This is a genomic window from uncultured Draconibacterium sp., assembly GCF_913063105.1.
In the GTDB taxonomy this organism is placed as follows: Bacteria; Bacteroidota; Bacteroidia; order Bacteroidales; family Prolixibacteraceae; genus Draconibacterium.
Window position 1 is genome coordinate 18,404 of sequence record NZ_CAJXYQ010000003.1, and the last position, 24,783, is coordinate 43,186.

The 24,783-nt window shown below is 39.7% G+C and carries 24 protein-coding genes and 1 tRNA gene; 13 read left to right on the forward strand and 12 right to left on the reverse strand.

What is annotated here, in order from left to right:
- Positions 1-29: 29 nt before the first annotated feature.
- The 3 genes from QZ574_RS03345 (at position 30) to QZ574_RS03355 (ending at position 3,917) form a co-directional block, all read left to right on the forward strand.
- On the forward strand, positions 30-2,204 hold the full coding sequence (locus QZ574_RS03345) for a DUF5916 domain-containing protein (protein WP_297086765.1): 2,175 nt from the start codon (positions 30-32) through the stop codon (positions 2,202-2,204).
- 256 nt (positions 2,205-2,460) lie between these two features.
- Positions 2,461-3,381 carry a malate dehydrogenase gene (locus tag QZ574_RS03350; RefSeq protein WP_297086766.1) on the forward strand — a complete coding sequence of 307 codons (921 nt, stop codon included), beginning with the start codon at positions 2,461-2,463 and terminating at the stop codon, positions 3,379-3,381.
- Between the two features lie 110 nt (positions 3,382-3,491).
- Positions 3,492-3,917 carry a retropepsin-like aspartic protease gene (locus tag QZ574_RS03355; protein WP_297086768.1) on the forward strand — a complete coding sequence of 142 codons (426 nt, stop codon included), beginning with the start codon at positions 3,492-3,494 and terminating at the stop codon, positions 3,915-3,917.
- A gap of 20 nt (positions 3,918-3,937) precedes the next feature.
- On the opposite strand, the gene QZ574_RS03360 is transcribed toward QZ574_RS03355, so the two are convergent.
- Together QZ574_RS03360 and QZ574_RS03365 are read right to left on the reverse strand one after the other, a co-directional pair.
- On the reverse strand, positions 3,938-4,708 hold the full coding sequence (locus QZ574_RS03360; protein WP_297086770.1) for a DUF6090 family protein: 771 nt from the start codon (positions 4,706-4,708) through the stop codon (positions 3,938-3,940).
- A 102-nt stretch (positions 4,709-4,810) separates the two neighbouring features.
- Positions 4,811-5,248, reverse strand: a complete 438-nt coding sequence (locus QZ574_RS03365; RefSeq protein ID WP_297086772.1) for a gamma-glutamylcyclotransferase family protein — start codon at positions 5,246-5,248, stop codon at positions 4,811-4,813.
- Positions 5,249-5,431: 183 nt separating this feature from the next.
- Here QZ574_RS03365 and QZ574_RS03370 point away from each other — a divergent pair, with 183 nt between their 5' ends.
- The 7 genes from QZ574_RS03370 (at position 5,432) to QZ574_RS03400 (ending at position 12,938) form a co-directional block, all read left to right on the forward strand.
- Positions 5,432-5,833, forward strand: a complete 402-nt coding sequence (locus QZ574_RS03370; RefSeq protein ID WP_297086774.1) for a hypothetical protein — start codon at positions 5,432-5,434, stop codon at positions 5,831-5,833.
- Between the two features lie 106 nt (positions 5,834-5,939).
- Positions 5,940-8,942: a protein translocase subunit SecDF gene (secDF, locus tag QZ574_RS03375; RefSeq protein WP_297086776.1), complete on the forward strand. Its 3,003-nt coding sequence runs from the start codon at positions 5,940-5,942 to the stop codon at positions 8,940-8,942.
- A 480-nt stretch (positions 8,943-9,422) separates the two neighbouring features.
- Positions 9,423-9,689 carry a twin-arginine translocase TatA/TatE family subunit gene (locus QZ574_RS03380; RefSeq protein ID WP_297086778.1) on the forward strand — a complete coding sequence of 89 codons (267 nt, stop codon included), beginning with the start codon at positions 9,423-9,425 and terminating at the stop codon, positions 9,687-9,689.
- 25 nt (positions 9,690-9,714) lie between these two features.
- Positions 9,715-10,764 carry a calcium/sodium antiporter gene (locus QZ574_RS03385; protein WP_297086780.1) on the forward strand — a complete coding sequence of 350 codons (1,050 nt, stop codon included), beginning with the start codon at positions 9,715-9,717 and terminating at the stop codon, positions 10,762-10,764.
- Between the two features lie 12 nt (positions 10,765-10,776).
- Positions 10,777-11,427: an ABC transporter ATP-binding protein gene (locus QZ574_RS03390; protein ID WP_297086781.1), complete on the forward strand. Its 651-nt coding sequence runs from the start codon at positions 10,777-10,779 to the stop codon at positions 11,425-11,427.
- Between the two features lie 5 nt (positions 11,428-11,432).
- Positions 11,433-12,209 (forward strand): TIGR02757 family protein, encoded by a 777-nt coding sequence (locus tag QZ574_RS03395; protein WP_297086783.1) that lies wholly within the window; start codon positions 11,433-11,435, stop codon positions 12,207-12,209.
- Between the two features lie 18 nt (positions 12,210-12,227).
- The gene (locus QZ574_RS03400) at positions 12,228-12,938 is read left to right on the forward strand and encodes a methyltransferase (protein ID WP_297086785.1); all 711 of its coding nucleotides are present in this window, start codon (positions 12,228-12,230) and stop codon (positions 12,936-12,938) included.
- On the opposite strand, the gene QZ574_RS03405 is transcribed toward QZ574_RS03400, so the two are convergent.
- Positions 12,935-13,438: a flavodoxin domain-containing protein gene (locus QZ574_RS03405; protein ID WP_297086788.1), complete on the reverse strand. Its 504-nt coding sequence runs from the start codon at positions 13,436-13,438 to the stop codon at positions 12,935-12,937. The genes QZ574_RS03400 and QZ574_RS03405 overlap by 4 nt on opposite strands.
- Before the next feature lie 204 nt (positions 13,439-13,642).
- On the opposite strand from QZ574_RS03405, the gene QZ574_RS03410 reads away from it, so the two are divergent.
- A complete protein-coding gene (locus tag QZ574_RS03410; RefSeq protein ID WP_297086789.1) occupies positions 13,643-14,323 on the forward strand; it encodes an FAD-binding oxidoreductase in 681 nt (226 codons plus the stop codon).
- A 65-nt stretch (positions 14,324-14,388) separates the two neighbouring features.
- On the opposite strand, the gene upp is transcribed toward QZ574_RS03410, so the two are convergent.
- Positions 14,389-15,051: a uracil phosphoribosyltransferase gene (gene upp / locus QZ574_RS03415; RefSeq protein WP_297086791.1), complete on the reverse strand. Its 663-nt coding sequence runs from the start codon at positions 15,049-15,051 to the stop codon at positions 14,389-14,391.
- Between the two features lie 93 nt (positions 15,052-15,144).
- Here upp and QZ574_RS03420 point away from each other — a divergent pair, with 93 nt between their 5' ends.
- Positions 15,145-16,044, forward strand: a complete 900-nt coding sequence (locus tag QZ574_RS03420; protein WP_297086793.1) for a sulfotransferase domain-containing protein — start codon at positions 15,145-15,147, stop codon at positions 16,042-16,044.
- Here the strand turns inward: QZ574_RS03420 and QZ574_RS03425 are convergent.
- The 8 genes from QZ574_RS03425 to tatC all read right to left on the reverse strand — a co-directional run bounded on the left by QZ574_RS03425 (position 16,041) and on the right by tatC (position 22,289).
- Entirely contained in the window at positions 16,041-17,012 is a 972-nt protein-coding gene (locus QZ574_RS03425) for a polysaccharide deacetylase family protein (protein WP_297086794.1), read from the reverse strand. The genes QZ574_RS03420 and QZ574_RS03425 overlap by 4 nt on opposite strands.
- Positions 17,013-17,018: 6 nt before the next feature.
- Positions 17,019-17,936, reverse strand: coding sequence for a hypothetical protein (locus QZ574_RS03430; protein WP_297086796.1), 918 nt, complete (start codon positions 17,934-17,936; stop codon positions 17,019-17,021).
- A 13-nt stretch (positions 17,937-17,949) separates the two neighbouring features.
- Positions 17,950-19,272 carry a polysaccharide deacetylase family protein gene (locus QZ574_RS03435; RefSeq protein WP_297086798.1) on the reverse strand — a complete coding sequence of 441 codons (1,323 nt, stop codon included), beginning with the start codon at positions 19,270-19,272 and terminating at the stop codon, positions 17,950-17,952.
- Positions 19,273-19,286: 14 nt separating this feature from the next.
- Positions 19,287-19,985: a DNA repair protein RadC gene (radC, locus tag QZ574_RS03440; protein WP_297086800.1), complete on the reverse strand. Its 699-nt coding sequence runs from the start codon at positions 19,983-19,985 to the stop codon at positions 19,287-19,289.
- Between the two features lie 147 nt (positions 19,986-20,132).
- The gene (gene rpsT / locus QZ574_RS03445) at positions 20,133-20,384 is read right to left on the reverse strand and encodes a 30S ribosomal protein S20 (RefSeq protein WP_297086802.1); all 252 of its coding nucleotides are present in this window, start codon (positions 20,382-20,384) and stop codon (positions 20,133-20,135) included.
- Positions 20,385-20,414: 30 nt separating this feature from the next.
- Positions 20,415-20,486, reverse strand: a tRNA-Glu gene (locus QZ574_RS03450).
- 199 nt (positions 20,487-20,685) lie between these two features.
- On the reverse strand, positions 20,686-21,408 hold the full coding sequence (gene lptB, locus QZ574_RS03455) for an LPS export ABC transporter ATP-binding protein (RefSeq protein ID WP_297086804.1): 723 nt from the start codon (positions 21,406-21,408) through the stop codon (positions 20,686-20,688).
- Between the two features lie 32 nt (positions 21,409-21,440).
- Complete coding sequence (tatC, locus tag QZ574_RS03460; RefSeq protein ID WP_297086806.1) at positions 21,441-22,289, reverse strand: twin-arginine translocase subunit TatC; 849 nt, start codon at positions 22,287-22,289, stop codon at positions 21,441-21,443.
- Positions 22,290-22,513: 224 nt separating this feature from the next.
- On the opposite strand from tatC, the gene recQ reads away from it, so the two are divergent.
- Positions 22,514-24,700 (forward strand): DNA helicase RecQ, encoded by a 2,187-nt coding sequence (gene recQ / locus QZ574_RS03465; protein ID WP_297086808.1) that lies wholly within the window; start codon positions 22,514-22,516, stop codon positions 24,698-24,700.
- The last annotated feature ends 83 nt before the right edge of the window (positions 24,701-24,783 follow it).

Consider the following 24,783-nt stretch of genomic DNA (forward strand, 5'->3'; position numbering starts at 1 on the left):
TATACCTAAATCAATTAAAGCTATTTCGAATGAAGTTGTTTTTCGTTTTATTGTTGTGTGCTTTCGTCTCGCCAACCGTTATTGCCAATAACCTTACATTAAGTCGCGACAGTACTTTGCATACCTTTAACGGTTCCCACATTTATCAGTTAAAAAAGGCGAAATCGCCAATTGTCATCGATGGGGTAATTGATGAGCCCGACTGGGAAAAGGCCCAAAAAACAGCCAGTTTTTTTAAGGTATTGCCGGTTGATAGCGGTTATGCCACCCAGCCCTCTACAATGATGATGACCTACGATGACAAAGCGCTTTATGTGGCACAGGTTTTTTACGATACCATTCCCGGAAAACGTGTGATGGAATCGTTCAGGCGCGATTTTAGTTTTGGCAGCAACGATAATCTGCTGATGTTTTTCGATACTTTCCTGGATCAAACCAATGGCTTTTCATTTGGAATTTCGGCGTCGGGAGCCAAATGGGATGGCACAATGAGCAACGGAAACGACATTTCGCTCGACTGGGATTGTAAATGGGAATCGAAAACAAAACACTACAGGGACAAATGGATAAGCGAAATGCGAATCCCATTTAAATCGTTGCGTTACCCAAAATCGAGCCAGCGCTGGAATGTTAACTTTAGTCGGCTTGATTTAAAATCAAACGAAAAGTCGGCATGGGCACCTGTTCCACGCCAGTTTCCAACTTCAACCCTGGCTTATACCGGAGTCATGAAATTTGAAGATCCCTTGCCTAAATCCAAAATGCAATTCTCTGTTATTCCCTATGTTTTAGGAAGTGCCGCTAAAAACATGGAAGACGGTTCGGATACGGATTATCGAAAAGACATTGGTTTTGATGCCAAACTGGGGTTATCATCATCAATGACATTGGATTTAACCTATAATCCTGATTTTGCCCAGGTTGAAGTGGATGAGCAGGTAACCAATATCGATCGGTTTGAGTTGTTCTTTCCTGAAAAAAGGCAATTCTTTCTAGAGAATAGCGACCTCTTTGCCAATTACGGTTATCAGCATACCTTAACGCCATTTTTCTCGCGGCGCATCGGACTTGATGCTCCGGTAAAAGCCGGCGCCCGTTTAAGTGGAAAAATTGGCAGCAACTGGCGTATTGGTTTTATGAATATGACTACCGAAAAAACAAACGAACGTTTGGCAAGAAACTATACCGTAGCGTCGGTACAAAAGAAAGTTTTTGCCCGATCGAATATGGGCTTTATTGCTGTTAACAAAGAAAATCTTGATGTTCCGTCGGACACCAGCATGTACAACCGTGTATTTGGTTTCGATTATAACCTGGCCAGCAAAGACAATATCTGGGATGGCAAATTTTTTTACCACCGTTCGTTTCAGCCGGGTAACCCCGATAAACAATACGCACAGGGAGCTATGCTTATGTACAGTACCCAAAAAGTAAAGCTTGGCTTTTTCGAAACTGCGGTGGGAGAAAACTACCGGGCCGAAACAGGTTATGTGCGGCGCACCGGTTATAATTTTTTGGGCGGCACAGCTGGCTATACTTTTGTGCCCAATAAAAAAATTGTGAGCCATGGGCCAAGCCTAAAAATCGATAATTATTTTAACGCTGATTATAATTTAATTGAACACGAGTACGAATTGGAATACGAAATGCAATTTGAAAACCGCTCGGAACTGAGCCTTGCCTACACCGATTATTTTGTGCAGTTGCGGCACGATTTTAACCCCACTCAAGATCCTGAAAATTCTTTACCCGCAGGAACGGAATATGATTTTGGCGGTTTTACTGTATCCTATGCCTCCACCCGTAAATCGTTGTTTACCTGGGAAGCCGAGGCGGTAAAAGGAAGTTTTTACAGCGGAGATATTCAATATGTTGAAGGCGAAATTGGTTACCGCTTTCAGCCGTATGTAAATTTGAGTATGAACTTTAATTATACCGATATGGATTTGGGAGCGCCTTTTAACCGTGAAAAATTTTGGTTGGTTGGCCCCAAAATGGACATTACTTTTACCGATAAAATTTTCTGGTCAACTTTCGTTCAGTACAACGAGCAAATTAGCAACCTGAATATAAACTCCCGGTTCCAATGGCGTTATCAGCCTGTATCGGATATTTATTTGGTTTATACCGACAATTATTTTACCGGAAACTGGAATGCAAAAAACAGGGCGGTTGTGCTAAAAATGACCTATTGGTTTAATTGATTAACCATAAGCAGGCTTCAGGAAGATACTGATTTAAGCCATAATGAGTGCCCTATTATTTAAGCATTTGTGAAATAACTCAGCTATGGAAAAAACCCCTGAAAATATGTTTTACCTTATTGTTAAACCGATTTGGGGAACCTGAAATTATTTCTATCATTGAGAAAAAAAATTAACTTTGCGTGCCTTAAAACAATTTGACTGACAATTGTTTAAGAGAATAAAAGATTTTATAACATAAAAACTCACTAGTAAAATGAAAGTAACAGTAGTTGGAGCAGGTGCAGTAGGCGCAAGTTGTGCGGAGTACATTGCAATTAAAGATTTTGCAGACGAAATTGTATTGGTTGACATTAAAGAAGGTTTTGCCGAAGGTAAAGCAATGGACTTGATGCAAACTGCTTCATTAAACGGTTTTGATTCTACTATCGTTGGAAGCACAAACGATTACACAAAAACAGCGGGTAGCGATGTTGCAGTAATCACAAGTGGTATTCCGCGTAAACCAGGAATGACTCGCGAAGAGTTGATTGGTATTAATGCCGGAATTGTTAAAGATGTTGCTGAAAAGCTAATTGCCGAATCACCAAACGTAATCATTATTGTGGTTAGTAACCCAATGGATACAATGGCTTACCTTGCACATAAAGCTACAGGACTTCCTAAAAACCGAATTATTGGTATGGGTGGAGCATTGGATAGCGCACGTTTCAAGTACAGATTGGCTGAAGCTATCGACTGTCCTCAATCAGACATTGACGCCATGGTAATTGGTGGCCACAGCGATACCGGAATGGTTCCACTTATTGAAAAAGCTGTGCGTAACAGTGTACCTGTTGCCGAGTTTTTAAGCGAAGAAAAACAAGCAGAAGTTGTAGAAGCAACAAAAGTTGGTGGTGCCACATTAACCAAACTTTTAGGAACCAGTGCATGGTATGCTCCGGGTGCAGCAGTATCTGAATTGGTTCGTGCTATTGCTCTTGATTCTAAAAAAATGTTCCCATGTTCAGCTATGCTTGAAGGTGAATATGGCTTAAACGACATTTCGTTAGGTGTTCCTTGTGTAATTGGTAAAAGCGGTATCGAAAAAATTGTTGAAATTGAACTTTCAGCTGCAGAAAAAGAAAAACTTACTGCAAGTGCTGAAGGCGTTTCAAAAGTTAACGCATTGCTGTAATTCGAAAGAACAACATGATATACAAAGGCTCGCAATTGCTGCGGGCCTTTTTTTGCACCAATGTATGGCCGCTGTAGCAGCTGCTTTGTTAAATTGTTTACTTTTAAGCCATGCGCGTAAAATTACCCGTTAAAATAGTAGAACTCGAATCGTCAAATTTTCACCTGCTCGTATCGTGCTGCTTAAACAGTGGTGAGCAAGAATATTGGGTGATAGACACAGGAGCATCACGCTCGGTATTCGATAAAAACCTGACTGCAGGTATTGCCGCTGTAATGGACGAAACCGAAGATTTGCATGCCGCCAATATGAGCGAAGCTCCCTTAAAAACATCACTCGGAACTTTAAATCCTGTAAGCTTTGGTAAATTCAGGGTTGAAGCCATGCAAGTGGCCTTAATTGATATGGATGCAATAAATGACTTGTACCAAAAAGTTAGCGAATATAAAATTTGTGGTTTACTGGGCAGCGATTTTTTGTTAAAATACCATGCTGTAATCGACTATAAACGACAGCTGCTTAAATTATCTGACTGAGGGTATTCCCACTTTAACAATCAGCTTTTAATTTCCTTTTCAATCAATTCAAGAATAGCATCAATGCGTTTCATTAGCGGCAGGTAGTGGGCTTCTTCAGTTGCTTTGCTGGTTAAAATAAAGGTAAACAATAAGTTCTCAAACTGGGTGGAGTGCAGCAGGTTGAGGTTGCTGATATTTTTGGGGAGTGGTTCAATATCGAGCTCATTGGCCGAAACTCCTGCAAGGTCGAAAATAGTGCGAATGCTTTGCGTGTTGCCCCGAAATAAATCCAGAATTTTTTCCCGCTGCTGTTCCAGATCATTTTCCTGTTTGGCAATGTCTTCCATTGTCGAAATCCAATTGGTTAAATGTATTCTCAGTGTTGGGTTTGAAATGTCTTTTAGGCTACCCGAGTTCATCATTTCGTTTAATAGCGAGTTGTTCGGATTAAACGAAACATCAAAAACAAAGGTGTTATATAAAAGGAGTGAGAATTGTTCTTCATCGGGTTGGATTTTGCTGTTCGATACGTATGAAATAATCTGCCGTGCACCTTCGTAATTGTTTTTGTTTACATTAATCAATTCCTGCAACTTTAATTTGCTGGTTGTAAATTCGTCCATTAAACCCACCAGGTAGGTTTGTTCTTTTTTCTGAATGGTGCGTTTTATATTATTGTTGTTGATGGCCAGTGCAATTAAAATTCCAATAACCACCAGAATAATCTCCCCAAGGGCATAGAGCAGGTATTTTTTTATTTTACTCTCCTTGAGTTTTTGTAGCCGGAGCGCTTTAAATAGTTGTAACATCGTTTTTTGCAGCTTTAACATTTTCGTTTAGGGTATTGTTTTCTTTCATGGGCTTTATTCTTCAACCAACTAAGGCTATTTATACTTGTGTTCTAATTATTTTCATGTGCTTTTCTTTTCGTTTCTATAAGTATCCAGGGTCGATGGAATTACATCATCAACATAAAATTGCAACGATTCCAACTCGAACTTTTTCTTATCCCAATCAAAAGCTTCAAGATATTCATCTCCACCGGTCCATAAAAATCCAAAAGCATCTATTTTCTTTTCATTTGCAAGCTCTACACGCAGGGGCCTTATTTCATATTCGTTACCTTCGTAAAACGTAAGAAGTTCAACGGCTTCAGGGGTAAGGTTTAAAAGCACTTTGCCATAAACAAGCGAGTTTTGTTTTTTTATCATGGCCGGGTAATCGGCACCTTTTAGTGCAAAGCGCGCATAGCCTTTTAACGCAGCATTGGCAGTTTTTATTTTTTGACCACACAATTGTTCTGCTATTTCGCTAAAAAGCAATGAGCCGTAAACGAATAAATTTGCCATAAATTATTGGTATTAAACGAAATACTTTAAAAATAGCGGCTCCGTTTTTGGAAAGCTCAAGTATTTCGGTATATTTGCTCCGCTTAAAAATAATGCCTTAAAACGAGGAGTGAAATTTTTAATGCAAAAGTGCTGTATTTTGTACAGCTTTTTATTGAAAAAATAAAAATTGCGTTTTACAGAGTGAAGCTAAAAATAAATATCACGAAAAGATTAATGGCAAAACTGGCCTTGTTTATGGTTGTGGTTGCTGCCGCTTTTATTCTTGATGTTTATTTTGGAAATCATCCGGAAGAGTTGAAAAAAATTCAAGCCGAATCGCAGGAGCAAAGCAGCGATCAGGGTAAAGTCTACCTAATTACGCAAACTACTGTAAATAGTGTTAAGATACTTGAGCAGAAAGCTTCGGCACGGCAGTTAAAGCTTCAACTACACGACAAATTTTTACGCAATCATCATTCAATCCGAAATTACCAGGTTTTAAAAGCAGAGGTAGTAAAACAAACTACACCGCTTATTTTATCCTATCATTACCTGGTTTTTCAGAATCACATTTTATCCCCCGACGAAGACCCACTGGCTTAGCTCAAAGCTCTTTCTTATGAAAAATTAAGAGCATCAGGCGAAGTGTGCCTGGTAAATTCCGTATTCAATCAATTAAAAAATAGTAAACATTTAAATTAAAATTCAAATGCAAAACAAAGGTGCAATTTTAACATTTGCAATTCTGTTGACAGCGGTATGTTTATACCAGCTTTCGTTTACCTGGAAATCAAACCAGATAAAGGAAGATGCCATAGAATATGCACAAGGAGACTCTGAAAAGGAGTTTCAATACATTGATTCGATGAAAAGCGAAGTGGTATACAACTTCCTTGGATTGAAAAAATTTACTTACAAAGATGTTCAGGAACTGGAAATGAACCTGGGACTTGACCTGAAAGGTGGTATGAACGTAACCCTGCAGGTTGAGGTTAAAGACATCATTCGTGCGATGTCGAATTACAGCGACGACGAAACTTTTAATGCTGCTTTGAATCGCGCTTCTGAACTACAGAAAAACAGTCAGGCTGATTTTGTAACCTTATTTGGCGATGCTTTCGAGGAGATCGATCCTAATGCCCGTTTGGCTTCTGTTTTTAATACGCTTGAGCTGCGTGATAAAGTTAATTTCAACACCACCAACAAAGAGGTGCTTGATATTATTCGTACAGAAACTGATGGTGCCATTGACAATGCATTCAACATTATTCGTACTCGTATCGACCGTTTTGGTGTTGCCCAGCCAAATATTCAGCAGCTGCAAACACGTGGTCGCATTTTGGTTGAACTACCGGGTGTAAAAGATCAAAACCGTGTGCGTAACCTCTTACAAGGTACAGCCAACCTTGAGTTCTGGGAAACCTACGAAAACCAGGAAGTATACCAATACATGTTGCAGGCTAACCAGAAAATTAAAGAAATGGAAGACCTGGCAACAGAAGAAACTGTTGATGCCACCAGTGAAGAAGCAACCGAAGCTACAGCTGAAACAGAAGAGGCTGATGAGGAAAACTCGCTACTTTCTGAACTGGAAGCCAGTGCAGAAGGAGACTCTACCGCAGCACTGGATAACCTTGACGCTTTCAAATCGCAATATCCTTTATTTGCTATCTTAAATCCAAGTACCGACCAAACCGGGCAATTGTACCCAGGTCCCATTGTTGGTATGTCGCATGCTAAAGATACTGCCAAGGTTAATGCCTACCTTAACAATATTCAGGTTAAAAACCTTTTTCCACGCGATTTAAAATTCCGCTGGACAGCCAAATCAGTTGATGAAGCCGGAACGTACTACCGGTTGATTGCATTAAAAGTAACAACCCGCGACGGACAGGCTCCGCTTGATGGTGGTGTAATTACTGATGCCCGTCAGGATTTCGACCAGTTTGGCTCGAGCCCTGAAGTAGCTATGCAAATGAATGCTGAAGGAGCAAAAGTTTGGCAACGGATGACCAAAGAAAATGTAGGTAAATCAATTGCTATTGTTTTAGATAACTATGTCCGCTCTTTCCCAACCGTAAATGGTGAGATTCCTGGTGGTCGCTCAAGCATTACCGGTTTAGAAAGTATTGAAGAAGCGCAAGACCTTGCAAACGTATTGAAGTCGGGTAAAATGCCGGCTCCTGCACGTATTATCCAGGAAGATGTTGTTGGTCCTTCATTGGGTCAGAAAGCAATTAACAGCGGTTTGATTTCGTTTATTATTGCCTTTGCAATGGTACTGGTTTATATGTTGTTCTTTTACAGTAAAAATGCCGGCTTGGCAGCCAATATTGCACTGATTGCCAACATGTTCTTCATCTTCGGTATTTTGGCTTCGTTAGGTGCTGTACTTACACTGCCTGGTATCGCAGGTATTGTACTTACCATTGGTATGTCGGTTGATGCAAACGTGCTTATTTACGAACGTGTTCAGGAAGAAATGCGTTCCGGAAAAGGTGTTAAACTGGCCATTACTGATGGTTATAAAAATGCCTACTCGGCAATTATCGATGGCCAGGTTACTACCTTATTAACCGGTGTTGTACTTTACCTGTTTGGTTCTGGCCCGATTAAAGGTTTCGCAACTACCCTGATTATTGGTATTCTTACTTCACTGTTCTCGGCTATTTTCTTAACCCGTTTGATTTTCGAATGGCAATTGCGCAAAGGTGGACGTATTTTGTTTACCTCATCGGCAACCGAAAACTGGTTACGTAATACAAAAATTAAGTTCCTTGAAAAAAGAAGAACTTTCTATATCATTTCTGCAGCTTTCATTCTGTTATCTGTTGGTTCATTCTTTGTTCGTGGCTTAAACTATGGTATCGACTTTAAAGGTGGGCGCTCATACATTGTTAGTTTCGAAAAAGACGTTGAAGTTGGCGAAGTGCGCGAGGCATTGGCCAGTGTGTTTGATGCTGCACCAGAGGTAAAAACATCGGGCGACAACATTAAAATTACAACCAATTATAAAATTGACGACGACAGCGAAAATATTGATAACGAAGTAGAAGCTTTATTAATGAAAGGTTTGCAAGATGCTGACCTGATTGATAAAACAGTTACTTTGGAGCAATTTACGCAAGAGTATCAGCAAAGTTCGCAAAAGGTAGGTCCTACCATTTCTGATGATATTCGTAAAGATGCTGCGATCGCTATTGTTTTCTCGCTGATCATTATTTTCCTTTATATCCTGGTACGTTTCCGCGATTGGCAATATGGTTTGGGAGCTGTTGCTGCATTGGCACACGACTCGCTAATTGTATTGGGTATTTTCTCGTTACTGTACGGAGTACTGCCTTTCTCGTTAGAGATTGACCAGGCATTTATTGCTGCAATTCTAACGGTATTGGGTTATTCTATTAACGATACCGTGGTGGTTTTCGACCGCATCAGAGAGTACCTGGGCTTGCACCCAAAACGCGATCGCGAAGAGAATGTTGATGCTGCATTGAACAGTACATTGCGTCGTACTTTCAGTACTTCGTTATCAACTTTTGTAGTATTACTTGCCATTTTCTTATTTGGTGGTGCTACCATACGCGGCTTTACGTTTGCGTTATTGGTAGGTGTACTTGTGGGTACTTACTCGTCGCTGTTTATTGCAACACCAATTGCACACGACACCCGCAACCGTGTGGCTAAAGTTGTGGCAAAACGTAAAAAATAAATTGAAGACCAAAGTCGGAAGTCAACAGACGGAAGATCGAATTATATCAGAAGGATGTCATTGCTTAAATGCGGTGACATCTTTTTTTTTTGAGAAATGAACTGTGTAATTCTGACAAAAAGTAAATATTTGTGGGCAAACAAGTCTTTCGCTGCTACAAATTTCTCGTCCGCCGATCAGCGGACGAGAAATTTGTAAGTGCGGACGTGTTTTTTCGGCTGCGGACGCCTAAAAAGCACCTGCGGAGAGCTAAACCTTGGCTGCGGACGCCTAATTTGTGTCAGCGGATAGCCAAATAGTGCTTGCGGACGCCCTTTTTTGGCCTGCGGAAAGCCGCTGATAGGCTGCGGAGGGTAAAAGGATGAAACCGGGTCTGTATTAAGTCGAATAGTTATCCATAAGTGCGTGCAAAACAATCTACCTACTTCGGTCTTCCGACTTCCAACTTTTTATATATTTGTGATCTAAATCAATTTGACGATGCAGTATTTATTATTTATAAGTGGCGGAGAGATTGTGTTGGTGATGCTGTTGGCATTGTTGTTTTTTGGATCGAAAGCCATACCCGATATTGCCAAAACGCTGGGTAAAGGCATGCGGGAGTTTAAAAAGGCTACCAACGAGATAAAACGCGAACTCGATAACCACACTTCTGATATTAAAAAAGATATTAACGATGTTTCTTCTACCGTAACAAAAGAAACAAGTGAGATTAAAAAAGGAATTACCGATAATTTGAAGGAATAATTTCGTCAAAAAAAAATCAGTATTAATGATACTACTTTCCATATTGGCATTGTTGGCTTGTTTTATTTTGCTGGCAAGGGTTGTCGATTTGTTTTTTATCTCATCGCTCGATAAAATCTCAAAAGATTTACGTTTATCAAACGATGCCGCTGGTGCAACTTTAATGGCCGTGGGCTCGAGCGCACCCGAGTTATTTGTGGCTTTGTTTGCGGTAATTAAACCAGGCGACCATCAGGTTATTGGCATTGGAAGTATTGTGGGTAGTGCTATTTTTAATTTGTTGGTTATTGTTGGTGCTTCGGCCATGGTGCGTAAAGCCACGTTGACTAAAATACCCGTTATTCGCGATCTTATTTTCTACTCATTATCGGTGGGCTTACTTGTGCTATTTATATGGGACGGACAACTGGTAATGTACGAAACCGCCATACTTTTATGTGTTTATGTACTTTATGTAATAGCCGTTGTATACTGGCGCAAGTGGTTTAAGTACGAAGATATTCAGGGCGATGGAGAAGAGGAGCAGGAATGCAACCCCAAGGGATTTTTAGGACTTTTTGATCGGGTGTTGTGTTTTGTTTTTCCGAAACCAAAACATTACTACCTGGTATTTTTTATTTCGATAGTAATTATTGCAGCACTTAGCTGGGGCCTGGTTGAACTGGCAGTTATTATTTCGCACGAATTGCATATTCCGGAAGCCATAATTGCTTTAACCGTGCTCGCCATCGGAACTTCAATACCCGATTTATTTTCGTCGCTTATTGTTGCCCGGCAAGGCCGTGGCGATATGGCGGTAAGTAATGCCGTAGGATCAAATATTTTTGATATTCTGGTTGGTTTAGGATTGCCTTTCCTTTTGGTTATGGTATTTTCCGGAGGCAGTATTGCAGCTGGTGGCGATTTAATGAGCTCCACATTAATTTTATCCGGGTCGGTAATTTTATTGATTGCGCTCTTACTCATTCAGCGTTGGAAAGTTGGAAAGCTGACAGGCGTGGTGCTACTGCTTTTTTACCTTTTTTATGTGTTAAACGAGGTACTAAAACTTTCCGGTTTGGGTTTGGTATTTTAAACTACTATTGTATTGATAAAAGCTGAAAACATAAAAAAATCGTTTGGTAACCTCGAGGTTTTAAAGGGAATAGACCTTGATATTCCGAAAGGAAAGCTCTACTCGATTGTTGGGGCCAGTGGTGCAGGAAAGACTACTTTGCTGCAAATTTTGGGTACTTTAAGTAAACCCGATAGTGGCGAACTGTATTTTAACGATTCCAATATTTCAAAACTAAACGAGCGGCAACTGGCAGCTTTTCGTAATCGCGAAATTGGTTTTGTGTTTCAGTTTCATCACCTGTTGCCCGAGTTCACTGCCCTCGAGAATGTTTGTATTCCGGCGTTTATTGCAAAAATGCCTAAAGCAAAGGCCGAGGCTCGTGCCAAAGAGTTAATCGATTATTTAGGATTAGCTGATCGGATGACACATAAACCATCGGAGTTATCGGGTGGCGAAAAGCAACGTGTGGCAATGGCCCGGGCGCTGGTAAACAGTCCGTCGGTGGTAATGGCTGATGAACCATCGGGAAATCTTGATTCGGCAAACCGCGACGAATTGCACGACCTGCTGTTTAAGTTGCGCGACGACCTGGGGCAAACCTTTATTATTGTTACCCACGATGACCATTTTGCTGAAAAATCAGACCGGATCATTCACATTAAAGATGGTGTTATAGAATAGGTGAAATGACGCTGGGGCTAATAAATCACGAATTAAAAGACTTCCTCAACGAAAAAGTTGAAAAATACAATCAGCCTGAGTTTATTGAACCCGATCCGATTCAGGTTCCCAAAGCATTTTCTGAAAAAGAAAATATTGAAATCTCCGGTTTTCTTACCGCAACCATTGCCTGGGGTAACCGCGCTGCCATAATAAAAAATGCGCTGCAGCTAATGCATCTCCTCGATAATCAACCGTACGATTTTGTGTTAAATGCTTCGGAAAAGGAAATCAAACACCTGCAAAAGTTTGTTCACCGCACTTTTAATGGCAACGATTGTATTTATTTTATTCGCTCGCTACGAAATATTTATAAAAATCACGGTGGACTACAAACCGTTTTTGAAAATGGATATAAAAACGGACACGCTGTAAAATCAGCTTTGGCACATTTCTATTCTGTGTTTTTCGAAACGGAAGGTGAACGCACGCGCAAGCATATTTCGAATGTGGGGAAAGGCGCTTCAGGAAAACGATTGAATATGTACCTGAGGTGGTTGTGCCGTAATGATAAATCGGGGGTTGATTTTGGTCTGTGGAATGGAATACCGCAATCGGCACTGATGTTGCCTTTGGATGTACACACCGGAAACGTTGGACGAAAACTGGGCTTGTTAAATCGTAAATCAAACGATTGGAAAGCTGTGGAAGAAATTACTGCAGCTTTATGCGAATTTGACCCCAACGACCCCATTAAATACGATTTTGCACTGTTTGGCCTGGGGGTATTTGAGAAGTTTTAATCTATTTTCAGTACAATTATGGGCAATAATTATTTTCGGTTTAAACAGTTTACCATTCATCAGGAAAAAGCAGCCATGAAAGTGGGTATTGATGGTGTGCTGTTGGGGAGCTGGGCAAAGGTAAACAATTGCCGCCTGGTGTTGGATGTTGGCACAGGTACCGGATTAATTGCTTTGATGCTGGCACAACAAAGCAGTGCCCGGATTATGGCTATTGATGTGGAGGGAAATGCAGTAATTCAGGCACAGCAAAATGTTCAGGCATCGCCTTGGGCAGAGCAAATAAAGGTTCGTAAAATTTCTTTTCAGGAATTAATAAACGACGATGAGCTTAAGTTCGACCTGCTTGTTTCAAACCCACCGTTTTTTCAGCACTCGTTAAAGGCCGGAACAAAGGAACGAACACTGGCCCGACATACCGATAGTTTACCATATTCCGTTTTAATTGAGGGAGCCTCGCGTTTGCTTTCCGAAAACGGCAGATGTGCTTTTATTTTCCCAAAACAAGCTGAAAAAGCGATCGAACACCTGGCCGAAAAGAACAACCTTTTTTTGCAGCGCAAAACATGGGTTCAACCAAAACCTAACAAGGCAGTAAACCGTGTGTTATTCGAATTCGGCAGGAATAAAGCCAATGTTATAAGCGAAACACTGGTGATATACGAAAACGACGGGACATGGACCACAGCGTTCAAAGCGCTTACCAGCCGGTATTACCTCAAGGCCTAAACCAGAAACAGAAACGGATTAAAAATTTTATTCATTTGTTTCGAGAAGTTCTTGATGGCTTCATGGTTGATGCTCGACACGCTATCTTCAACTTTTGCCACCTTTTTTACAATTAGTTTCTGAAAGAAATTCATCTTATTAAAATCGAATTCTCCACCAAAGTAAGCCTTTGCTTTTGCATGTTGAAGCAGTACATTGGGAAAGGCATCATGCAACTGGATTTCGGCTTTTTCACCTTCTTCCATGCAACAAATAAATAAGCCTAATTCTTTATTCTGCAAAGGTTTCAGCTGGTGCCTGCAAAATTCTTTTACCCTTTTTTGAATTTGCCCGGCATGTATCGAGCCTCCGATTATTACGCGATCGAAGTTCGTTACATCAGGGTTTGCTTCGTTTTTAAGGTTTACCAGTACGATTTCCCCACCAAGAAATTGTTTTAGTTTGTTGGCTGTTTTTTCGGCACATCCGTGGGTGGTGCAGTAGGCGATTAGTGTTTTCATTTTAAGTTAATTGTTTTCCAGACTTGATTTTTTATCAACTTTCGAAATATGTATTCGAAAATATCTATGCAAAACTAGGGCAACTTACTGAACATTCGTGTTAAAAATCGGTTAATTCTCTGAAACAATCGGTGAAATAAAATACCAAAAGATCTTTAAATTAAGAATTGCACTTATTTTTGTGCCGAAAAGAAAACGATACACATGACAATTGATATGAAACCAGAAGTACAACTTGATACCAATTATTATAAAGTTGTTGAGATCAGAAGTTTAACAGAGCACACATTTGTGCTCTCGTTACCTAAAAGCAGGTTTAAGTTTGTAGCCGGGCAACATGTTTCTTTATCCATAACCGGCGATTACCAGAGCCGCGAATATTCTATTTATAGTGCAGAAGAAGGCAACAATCTGGAAGTATTGGTTAAAGAAGTGGAGGGTGGTTATTTCTCGCCCAAGTTAAAGCACCTTAAGGTGGGCGATATGGTTGAGGTACATGGACCGTTCGGAAAATTTGGACTTGATGAGAAGAAAAAAGACAGCCACAAACATGTTTTTATTGCCAGTGGAACAGGTATTGCTCCGTTTCATAGCATGGTAAAAAGCTATCCGGGATTGGATTACCACCTTATTCACGGCGTTCGTTACGAAGAAGAGGCCTATGAAAAGGATTCGTATGACGAAAAAAGTTATACCCTTTGTACCTCGCGCGACAAGAAGGGTGATTTTAACGGACGTGTAACCGATTATTTAAAAAAGGCAAAGTTTGATAAAAATACTTGCTTTTATTTGTGTGGAAACAGTGATATGATTTTCGATTCGATGGAGATTTTAAATGATAAAGGATTTGGCAGGGAAGATATTACTGTAGAAGTGTATTTTTAATTGCTCCTTTAAGAACATAAAAAAATGCCATCCTGGTTTTTTCTCCGGGATGGCATTTTTTTTGCCTATTTCGAATCAATTTTTTCGCCAAAAGCTAAATCCCCAGCATCGCCTAATCCGGGTACAATGTACGATTTGGGTGTCATCTCAGGGTCAACAGCCCCCAGCCAAAGCGTAACATTTTCGTCTTTTATGGCATTTTTCACATATTCTACACCTTCTTCGCTGGCAATAATAGCAACCAGGTGAATGTGTGCAGGTTTTCCTTTGCTAAACAAGGCTTCATAACCAATTTCCATCGATTTGCCAGATGCCAGCATCGGATCTGAAAGAATTACCACTTTGTTGTTTAGCGATGGCGATGCCATATATTCAAATTCAATTTCAAAACCACCACCTTCAGTATATTTTCTAAAGGCCGAAATAAAACAGTTTTCAGCTCGATCGAAAATACGGAGTAAGCCATTATGCATGGCCAAACCAGCGCGCAAAATAGTGGCTAAAACCGGTTGTTTACTAAGTTTCGGAACTTCTGCAACACCCAGCGGAGTGGTTACATTGTTTACTTCAAACGGCATTTCCTTACTAATTTCATAGGCAAATATTTCGCCTATTCGGTTTAGGTTGTCCCTAAAACGCAAAGGGTCGGTTTGAATTTTTGTATCGCGAATTTCTGCCAGGTATTGGTCTAAAATAGAGTGGGTATTTCCTAAAACTCGAACTTCCATAAAATTTCTAAATTGTTAGATAAATATGTCAGGCCAGGAATAAAATTATTTTTTATTTTGGCTTGTCAAAAGTATGAAAATAAACCATGAACTATGAATAATCTTCCAAATTTTCTGGTTGTAGGAGCTTCAAAAAGTGGAACTTCTTCGCTTTATCATTATTTAAACCAGCATCCCAATATTTTTCTTTCGAAAATACAGAAAGAGGGAAGATACTTTTCGCAAATGAAAGGAGGCTACCGTGGGCCTGGCGATGAACGAATTGATGATTCTATTCATCGAACTTTGGAAGATTACAGCAAACTTTTTGCTGCTGTTAAAGCAGAAAAAGCCATTGGCGATATTTCTCCGGAAATGCTCTATTTTTACGAAAAAGGTATACCAAAAATAAAAGCAGAACTGGGCGAAAAGGTTAAAATCATTATCATATTGCGTTCGCCTATCGAGCGGGCATTTTCCGCTTACTTGCATTTCAAACGTGATAAACGCGAAGAACGAACGTTTGAAGAAGGTTTGCAATTGGAAGAGGAGCGTTTGAAAAACGACTGGATTTGGGCCTGGCAATATAAAAACTCGGGATTGTACTATAAACAAGTGAAGTCGTACATCGATAATTTTAAGGAAGTTAAAGTTATTCTGTTCGATGATTTTAAAAATAATCCGGATACTGTTTTAGCAGAGATTGCTGAATTTTTGGAGGTAGAATCCGAATTCAAATTCGATACTAGTTATAAGTATAACGTATCGGGAGCTCCTAAAAACCAGCTGATTTATGAACTTGAGAATTCCAGGAAACTAATTGTTTTTCTGAAACGTTTTGTGCCACAATCATTGGTAAAATTTGTTCGAAACAGGTTTACCGGAGAGAAACAAATGGTTAAGCCCGAAATGGATAAGAATACCAAAGCAGCACTGATCGATTTTTTCAGGGCAGATATTTTGAAATTACAGCAACTGATTGGTAAAGATCTGTCGCACTGGCTTGACGGTTAAGGGTGTTTTACCGTGGCTTTCCCCAATATTTTTCGCAGTTTAAAGTACACAAATTCAGCTTTAATATTCAATTGAAAATTGGCACTGTGTTCGGCCGGATACCTTTGAAAATGTCCGTCAATCTGGTCGTATTTTACGCCTGCAGTCCCAAAACTCAGGTCGCAAATTCCTTCGTTATGAATGCGTTTTATTAGTGACGAAGAAACACCATCGTCGGTGTAAGGAAATGCAAAGGCTTTAACAGCTTGATTACTATTTATCTCCACCCATTTCATACTTTTTTTAATGTGTTTAAGCTGCTTCTTTTCGGGTATTTTCCAAAATTCGGGGTGTTTGTGGCTATGTCCGCCAATAGTAAATCCTTGTGCTGCAAGGTGTTTTATTTGCCCGGTACTCATGTATGGCTGTGTTTCTTTCAAAAACGCATTAAAATCGAGTTCAAGCAGTTCGGCAGCATGGTCTAAAATGGCTCGGTCGGCGAATGAGGTTTGCAGAATATTGTTGCGCGCAATACCATTGTTTCTCAGGTATTCATCTACCTCACGGTCAGGATGAGTATGCATTTCGCTGAGAAGTAAACTGGCTTTGTAACGATGAAAAAGCGCTTTGTTGTCAACAAAGCCACTATTAATAAAAAATGTTGCAGGAATTCCTTTTTGTAACAAAATAGGTGCAATTATTTCGGCACATTCTTTCAATCCATCATCAAAAGTTAAATGAAAAGTGCCAGGAGCAGGTTTGTTCTGCAGTTGGCTTAGTGTTACCGGTTTGAAATGACGAAGGTAAAAGTCGAGTTCTTTTTTAAATTGTTGCTCATCAATTACCGGGTAGTTTAATAAGTAGGGTAATCTATTATTGCTGACAACGTGATAAAAAGGGAGAAAAACAGGCGCCTTTGTTTTCAGTAGTTTATGTGTTGGAAACAGTGGACTTGCAATTTTGCTGGCAAAACGTAATAAGTTTCTCATGGCCAATTATTTTTTTAACCATTTTAAGGGCCCGGGCAGGCGGTTAAACTTCAGCTGAAAATAACGTTCAGGCCTTGCTCCAAAACCACTGAAAAAACGTGCAACACCCGGGATCATTGAACCTTCAAAATCAAGAAACAGGTTTTTACCGGAATTGTCTTCTATAAAACGGTTAAGTAGGTAGTACATAGCTCTCAACTCTTTGCCGGTATCGTTTGTGGCTGCATTAAAGTATATAATTCGGTTTTTCCATCTGCAAAAATACACAGCGGCACACAGCTCGTTCGCAGTTGTGTATACGCCATAAACCTTCCCAAATCCTTTGTACTCGCCAAAGGCAATTAAACTTTTTAATTTTTCGATAGCGTCGTTAGCTGTGCCCGGTGGCAGGTTCTTTGTTTTAAACGCGAGGTATTCTTCCAAGCGAATGCCTTCAATTATATTTAAATCGTTTCGTTGTGATTTGCTGATATTTCGTTTTGTATGCTTTGAATAGCCCCCAATAATGGCTTTAAAATCTTGATTAAGCGGTAAGAGGTAGTTGTAGCGTTCAGTACAAGCGACCTGCTCATCTTCAATCGGCATGTTTTGGGAGTTGAACTGAACATCGGAATACCAAAAATGTTGCTGCACTTTATCAATAAAAACCTTGTGTAATGTTGCCGAGGGAGCCGGGAAAATACCAAGTTGTTGCGAGTAAATGGGTTGATAAAGGTAACGAATGCCCAATTTTTTTCGGTATGGAAGTGGCATTACATATTCGTAATCACCATAAACCAGTGCATCCCAAACTATTGCTGTTCGGTCGAGATGCCAGTCGTAGGCATAAATTCGGCAGTTTTGTGCTCTATCAATACAGGCATTCCATTTCGCCGAATCGATATTTTTATGTTTTATGTATTTAATTTTTGGTGCTTTACTCATTCAAAAAATCGGGCTATTTGTTTGCCCATTCAAATCCCAGTTTGTTCATCTTTTCAAACACTTCACGATAACCTTCCCAGTTGTCCTGGTTGTTAACGGTTTCGTTGTGCCAGATGCTTACAAATGTACCACCAACATTTTTAACTTCCAGCATAATCTTTTTTATTTCTTCAAAAGCTTTTTCGGGCGAGAGTTGCAGGTAATATCTCAGGGTGCCGTCCATTACCTGAAACGGAACAATTTTTAAGTTGGTTACTGTTTCGTGTTTTAGGTCGTAAAAACAATACGGTGTACAAATTCCTGCCCGAAATCCTGTTTGGCCTGAATAGCCCAGCGTGTAATCTTCTTCGACACCTGCTTTTATTAAACGGTTGTATGTTTTCGGAAATTTCAATCGTAAGTAGTGCTGGCGGCTTTTGGATATACTTTTGCCAATAATTTCTTCAAGGCGTTGTTTTTCCAATCGAACTTTCTTTTTGCCTTTTTTCTTGCTGCTGCCAAACGAGGGGTGAATACCAACATCATATTTCCGGGCTGTCTTTTTTATTAGTTCGCGATAGTCTCTGTTGGTATGGGCAATATTTTTATCGAATCTACCATAGTCTCCCAGTAGAAAGAAAAATTTTGCTTTGTCCTCGTTCCCGGAAAAAACCGAGTCGAGATAATCGTAGGTGTCGAACGGATCAGCCTCTTTTCTCCGCAATACGCGTCGGCGTTTTCTGAATTCTTTGCAATTGCCTTTTAGCAGTGCTTTAACCCAGGCACCTGTTGTTCGAAAAAAGCCTTTGTTTTGATAGGCGTAGGCATTGTCTACATCAATGGTAGAAATAAATTCAAATTTTGATTCGGTATACTCAAACGATGGGTATTTTGTTTTTAACAGCTGAGCTAATAGTTTGGCCCAAATATTTACCACTGGTTTTTGCAGCAGTTGGTATTTGCTTAAAATACTTTGTTGGAATGGGAAACGCCCCAGTTTGTCGCGTTGCGTGTTAACGTACTCTTCGTGCCGGCTTACCAAAAAAAACGAAGCAGCAAATGGATCGAATGGTAGATCGGAGTCTTTTGAGCTTTCGCAAAAATATTTTTGCCCTTCATACCAAACCGGATTTATAGTTGGGTTAATTAATGCCTTTTGGAAAATAAGTTTGTGCGGCTTGATATAAAATTCATCGCCAAATTTCTCGTGCGAATAGTTGATTTTTGGTAAGTCCGACTTTCGAAACTCATTTGAATTTTGGGTAAAGGCAATTTCAGTTTGTAAAATGTTGCTGAAAATCAGCTTCCCGATATATTCTATTCGCGGGTTAATTTCGTCGGAATAAAAAAGTACCATTATCGTTCGAATTTTTAGATTAACATACCTTCGTCGGCTAAACTTAAGTAGCTGTTTTGCCCGATTATGATATGATCGAGCACTGTGATGTCCATAATTTCAGCCGCATTTTTTATTTTACTGGTTATTTTAAGATCGGCATCAGATGCCTGCAGAGTTCCTGATGGATGATTGTGGCAGAGGATAAGAGCACTGGCCATTCGGTCAAGGGCATTTTTTAGTATCAGGCGAACATCAATAACAGTTCCTGAAATTCCGCCCTGGCTTACCATAAACGAATCGATGATGCGGTTGCCCCGGTTTAACAGCAGGATCCAAAATTCTTCATGGTTTAAATCGGACAAAAGTGGCTTAAAGTATTCTGCTGCATCGCTACTTCCGCTAATTTGTTTTTTATGAAAAACATCAGCTTCTTTCCTGCGTTTCCCCAGTTCAAGTGCTGCTGCAATAGTAACTGCTTTGGCATCGCCAATGCCATTAAAATTTTTAAAAAATTCTATGTTTTTTCGGCCAAGTTCGTTCAGGTTATTTTCAACAGCAGCCAAAATACGTCGCGAGAGCTCAACGGCAGTTTCCTCAAGATTACCCGAGCCAATCAGTAGGGCTATCAGCTCCGCATCAGTCAACGACCGTGCTCCTTTAGCAAGTAGCTTTTCACGTGGCCGGTCTTCAGCCGCCCAGTCTTTAATGTTGAGTTTCTTGTATTCTCCCATTTTTATCGGGTTCTTTTCTAAAATTAATCATAATTACCGATATCGGAAATATGAATCCAATAGTTAAAGAACATACAGGAGTATATATAACAAAAAAACCTCCCCGAAACTCGGAGAGGTTATGCTATATCTTTGAAGCTTTTCTTCTTACAATGAACTAACCTGAGAGGCTAATTTAGATTTTAAGTTGGCTGCTTTATTTTTATGAATGATATTGCGTTTTGCTAATTTATCAATCATTGCTACAACCGAAGGATACATTTTTTCTGCCTCGGCTTTATCGGTAGCGTTACGTAAAGCTTTAATCGCGTTACGAGTAGTTTTTGCGTAGTACTTGTTGTGTACTCTTTTCTTCTCGTCTTGACGAATTCTTTTTAATGCTGACTTATGATGTGCCATTTTCTCGTTTCTCTCTTTTTAAAAAATTAGTAGCCCGTAGGGGATTCGAACCCCTGCTACCAGGATGAAAACCTGGCGTCCTAACCCCTAGACGAACGGGCCTTCCTATTTAACTCCCTTAATTTTGGGACTGCAAAAATACTGCATTTTTGTAATCAACCAAATTTTTTCAGGATTTTTTCTCAGCTAAAATACGTTTTCTATTCGTTTATAGTGCCGTTTTTATTTTAGCGCTGCAAAGGAAAGAAAGATTTTTTAAACTGCAAATAAAAAATGAAAAAAAAGTTAGAAAATAATCTTTTTAGCGTAATTCAAAGTTTTGGCCCAGGTATACCCGGCGTACATCTTCGTCGGCAGCCAACTCGTCGGCGGTGCCTGCTTTTAAAATGTTTCCTTCAAACAGCAAATAAGATCTGTCGGTAATTCGTAGTGTTTCGTGTACATTATGGTCGGTTATTAAAACACCAATATTTTTTTCTTTAAGTTGCATTACAATTTGCTGAATGTCTTCAACAGCAATAGGATCTACTCCGGCAAAAGGTTCATCAAGCAAAATAAATTTTGGATCGATGGCCAGTGCGCGTGCAATTTCTGTACGGCGCCGTTCACCTCCCGATAGTTGGATGCCTTTACTCTTGCGAATATGACCTAAGCTAAATTCTTCAATGAGAGTTTCCAGTTTTTCTTTCTGATACTCCTTTGAGTAATTGGTCATTTCAAGCACGGCTTTAATATTGTCTTCAATGCTTAGTTTTCTAAATACAGAAGCTTCCTGTGCCAAATACCCGATACCTTTTTTTGCACGCTTATAAACGGGCAAATTGGTTATTTCTTCACTGTCAAGATAAATGTTTCCGGCAAAAGGCTGGATAAGTCCAACGATCATATAAAACGAGGTTGTTTTTCCTGCCCCGTTTGGTCCGAGTAAACCAACAATTTCTCCTTGTTTAACTTCAAAACTTACACCTTTTACAACGGTTCGTTTACGGTATTTTTTTACAATATTTTCTGCTCGAAGAATCATAGTGGATCAAATAACGTCAATTTTTAACTGATTTACATGGCTTCCATGGCTTTTTCACGTTTTTTAACCACGCTCCGCGAAATAAAAATGCCAATCTCATATAAAAATACCAGAGGGAAACATACCATTACCTGGCTAAAAATATCGGGTGGGGTAATAATTGCCGATAACAGCAACATTATTACGTAAGAATGTCGACGGTAGGTTTTCATAAATTGCGGGGTAAGCAAACCAACTTTGCTTAAAAAGTACGAAAATATGGGAATCAGAAAAACTACCCCCGCAGCAAGCGAAATGGAGGTGACCGAGCCGATGTACGAACGAAGATTAATAGTATTTTCAACTTCGCTGCTAACTTGGTAGGTTCCTAAAAAATGGATGGATAAAGGAACGATTAGAAAATAGCCAAACAGTACACCCATTAAAAAAAGTATTGATGTAAAAAATACAGCTCCACCGGCATGTTTGCGTTCGTTTTCATACAAAGCGGGTTTTATAAAGCGCCAGAACTCGTAAAAAACAACGGGCGAAGCCATAATAAAACCGGCAATAATTGATACCATTATATGTGTAGAAAACTGACCGGCTATTTTAATACTTTGCATTTTTAGCGGCACCTGGTTAATTTTTACGGCCTCTGATCCAACCAGGTCGCCCAGTTTCGCAAACATGCGGTTGGTCCAAAAGTCGGGCATGCGTGGGGCCAGTATAACCACATCAAAAATAAATGTTTTTAAAATAAATGCAGCAATGGCAAAAATAAGTATGGCAGCCGACGATCGGATAATGTGCCAACGAAGTACCTCGAGGTGTTCAAGAAACGACATCTCGCTGGTTTTGCCTTTTTCTCCCTGTTTTTTAGTGCTATGTTCTTCGCTCATGAATTCTGGTTTTCAAAAAAAACTTCACAAATGTAAATGAATTTTTTCATCTGAAATCACTATAATTCCGATATACTGTTTTGCTTCTTCTTTTCAAGCATAAATTAATCTTTATCACAAACCTTAAATTTTAACAATAAAAAATATTAAAAGCTATTGCCATTTTACTTACTTTTAATAATTTAGAATTTGCTTAAGGCTACAGATATGGGGAGAGTGATTATATGAGTAAAAAAGTTGTATTAGCAGAAAAGCTGCAGCACTTTTTTGGTTTCGACCGTTTTAAAGGGCAGCAGGAAGAGGCAATTGAAAGTGTTCTTGGAGGAAATAATACTTTTGTGTTGATGCCAACCGGGGGAGGAAAATCGTTGATTTATCAGTTGCCCGCTTTAATTTTAGAGGGAACGGCAATTGTTATTTCACCCTTAATTGCTTTGATGAAAAATCAGGTAGATTCCATCAGAGGAACCCATGCAGAAGATAGTGTGGCGCATTTTTTAAATTCATCCTTGTCGAAAGCGGCAATAACACAGGTGAAAGAAGATGTGTTGGCTGGAAAGACCAAATTATTGTACGTAGCACCCGAGTCTTTGACAAAAGAAGAGAATATTGATTTTCTTAAACAAATCAAGATATCATTTTACGCCATTGATGAGGCTCATTGTATTTCGGAATGGGGACACGATTTCAGACCCGAATACCGCCGGATAAAACCTATTGTTGAAGAAATAGGCAAATCGCCAATTGTTGCTTTAACGGCTACAGCTACAGCAAAGGTTCAGCATGATATTCAGAAAAACCTGGGTATTCTTGATGCAAAAGTATTTAAGGCCTCGTTTAACCGCGAAAATTTATATTACGAAGTACGACCGAAGGTTAAAACCGAAACGCAAATCATTAAGTTTATTAAACAAAATGAAGGTAAATCGGGAATTATCTACTGCTTGAGCCGCAAGAAAGTTGAAGAACTGGCTGAAACCCTGCAGGTAAATGGCATAAAAGCACTGGCATACCATGCCGGAATGGATGCAGCCACCCGTTCGGGTAACCAGGATAAATTTTTGATGGAAGAGGTTGATGTAATAGTTGCAACAATTGCTTTTGGGATGGGAATTGATAAACCCGATGTACGTTTTGTAATTCATTACGATATTCCGAAAAGCCTGGAGGGATATTACCAGGAAACAGGACGTGCCGGAAGAGATGGAGGCGAAGGGCAATGCATAACTTTCTATAGTTATAAAGACATTCAGAAACTTGAAAAATTTATGCACGGCAAACCTGTTGCCGAACAGGAAATAGGAAAACAATTGTTGCTCGATACTGTTTCGTATGCCGAATCGGCTATATGTCGGCGCATTATTCTTTTGCACTATTTTGGTGAGAAATACCAACCCACAAATTGTGGGAACTGCGACAACTGTTTAAACCCTAAAGAGCAGATTGAGGCTAAAAATGAGATAGTAACAGCACTAAAAGCTATTCTTGAAGTTAACGAGAAATACAAAGGCGACCATATTGCAAATATTTTAATTGGTAACAGTACAGCGGCTGTGAAATCGTTTAAACATTACACCTTGAAATCGTTTGGTACCGGAAAAGAACACGATGAGCGATTCTGGAATGCTGTATTCCGTCAGTCGATGGTTGCCGGAATAATAAATAAGGATATTGAAAATTATGGTTTACTGAAAGTGACACCAAAAGGGCATGAGTTTTTGGCAAAACCACATAGTTTTATGCTGGTTAAAAACCACGAGTACGAAGAAGAGGATGATTCGGGAAACTCAGGGGGAGCCCCATCGGGAGGTGCAAGCGGCGATCCGCAGCTGTTTTCAATGTTAAAAGACCTGCGCAAGAAAATGGCAAAAAAACACAATTTGCCACCTTTTGTACTATTTCAGGATCCCTCGTTGGCCGACATGTCGATACAATACCCTGTAAATATTGAAGAGTTGCAGAATATTCAAGGGGTTGGACAAGGAAAAGCACGGCGTTATGGAAAAGAATTTGTGGCGCTAATAAAATCGTATGTTGAAGAAAACGAGATTGAGCGCCCGGAAGACCTGGTAGTGCGCACGGTGGCCAATAAGTCGAAAATGAAGGTGTTTATCATTCAAAGTGTTGACAGAAAGTTATCGTTTGAAGACATTGCCGACTCGAAAGGAATTGAGGTGAGTGACGTAATTAGCGAGGTCGAAGCAATAGTAAATTCTGGTACAAAATTAAATATTGACTACTACATTGATGATGTGCTTGATGAAGATCATCAGGAAGAAATTTTCGATTATTTTCGCGAAGCAGAAACTGATTCAGTTCAAGAAGCTTTAGACGAGTTGGGCGAGGATGAATACTCGGAAGATGATATTCGCCTGATGCGCGTGAAATTCTTCTCCGATATGGGGAACTAAATCCTAATTGCTGATATACAACTTTTTGTTGCAGAAATTGTTATTTTTGCACGCATTTTTATTTGAAAATACTAAAGAGAAAC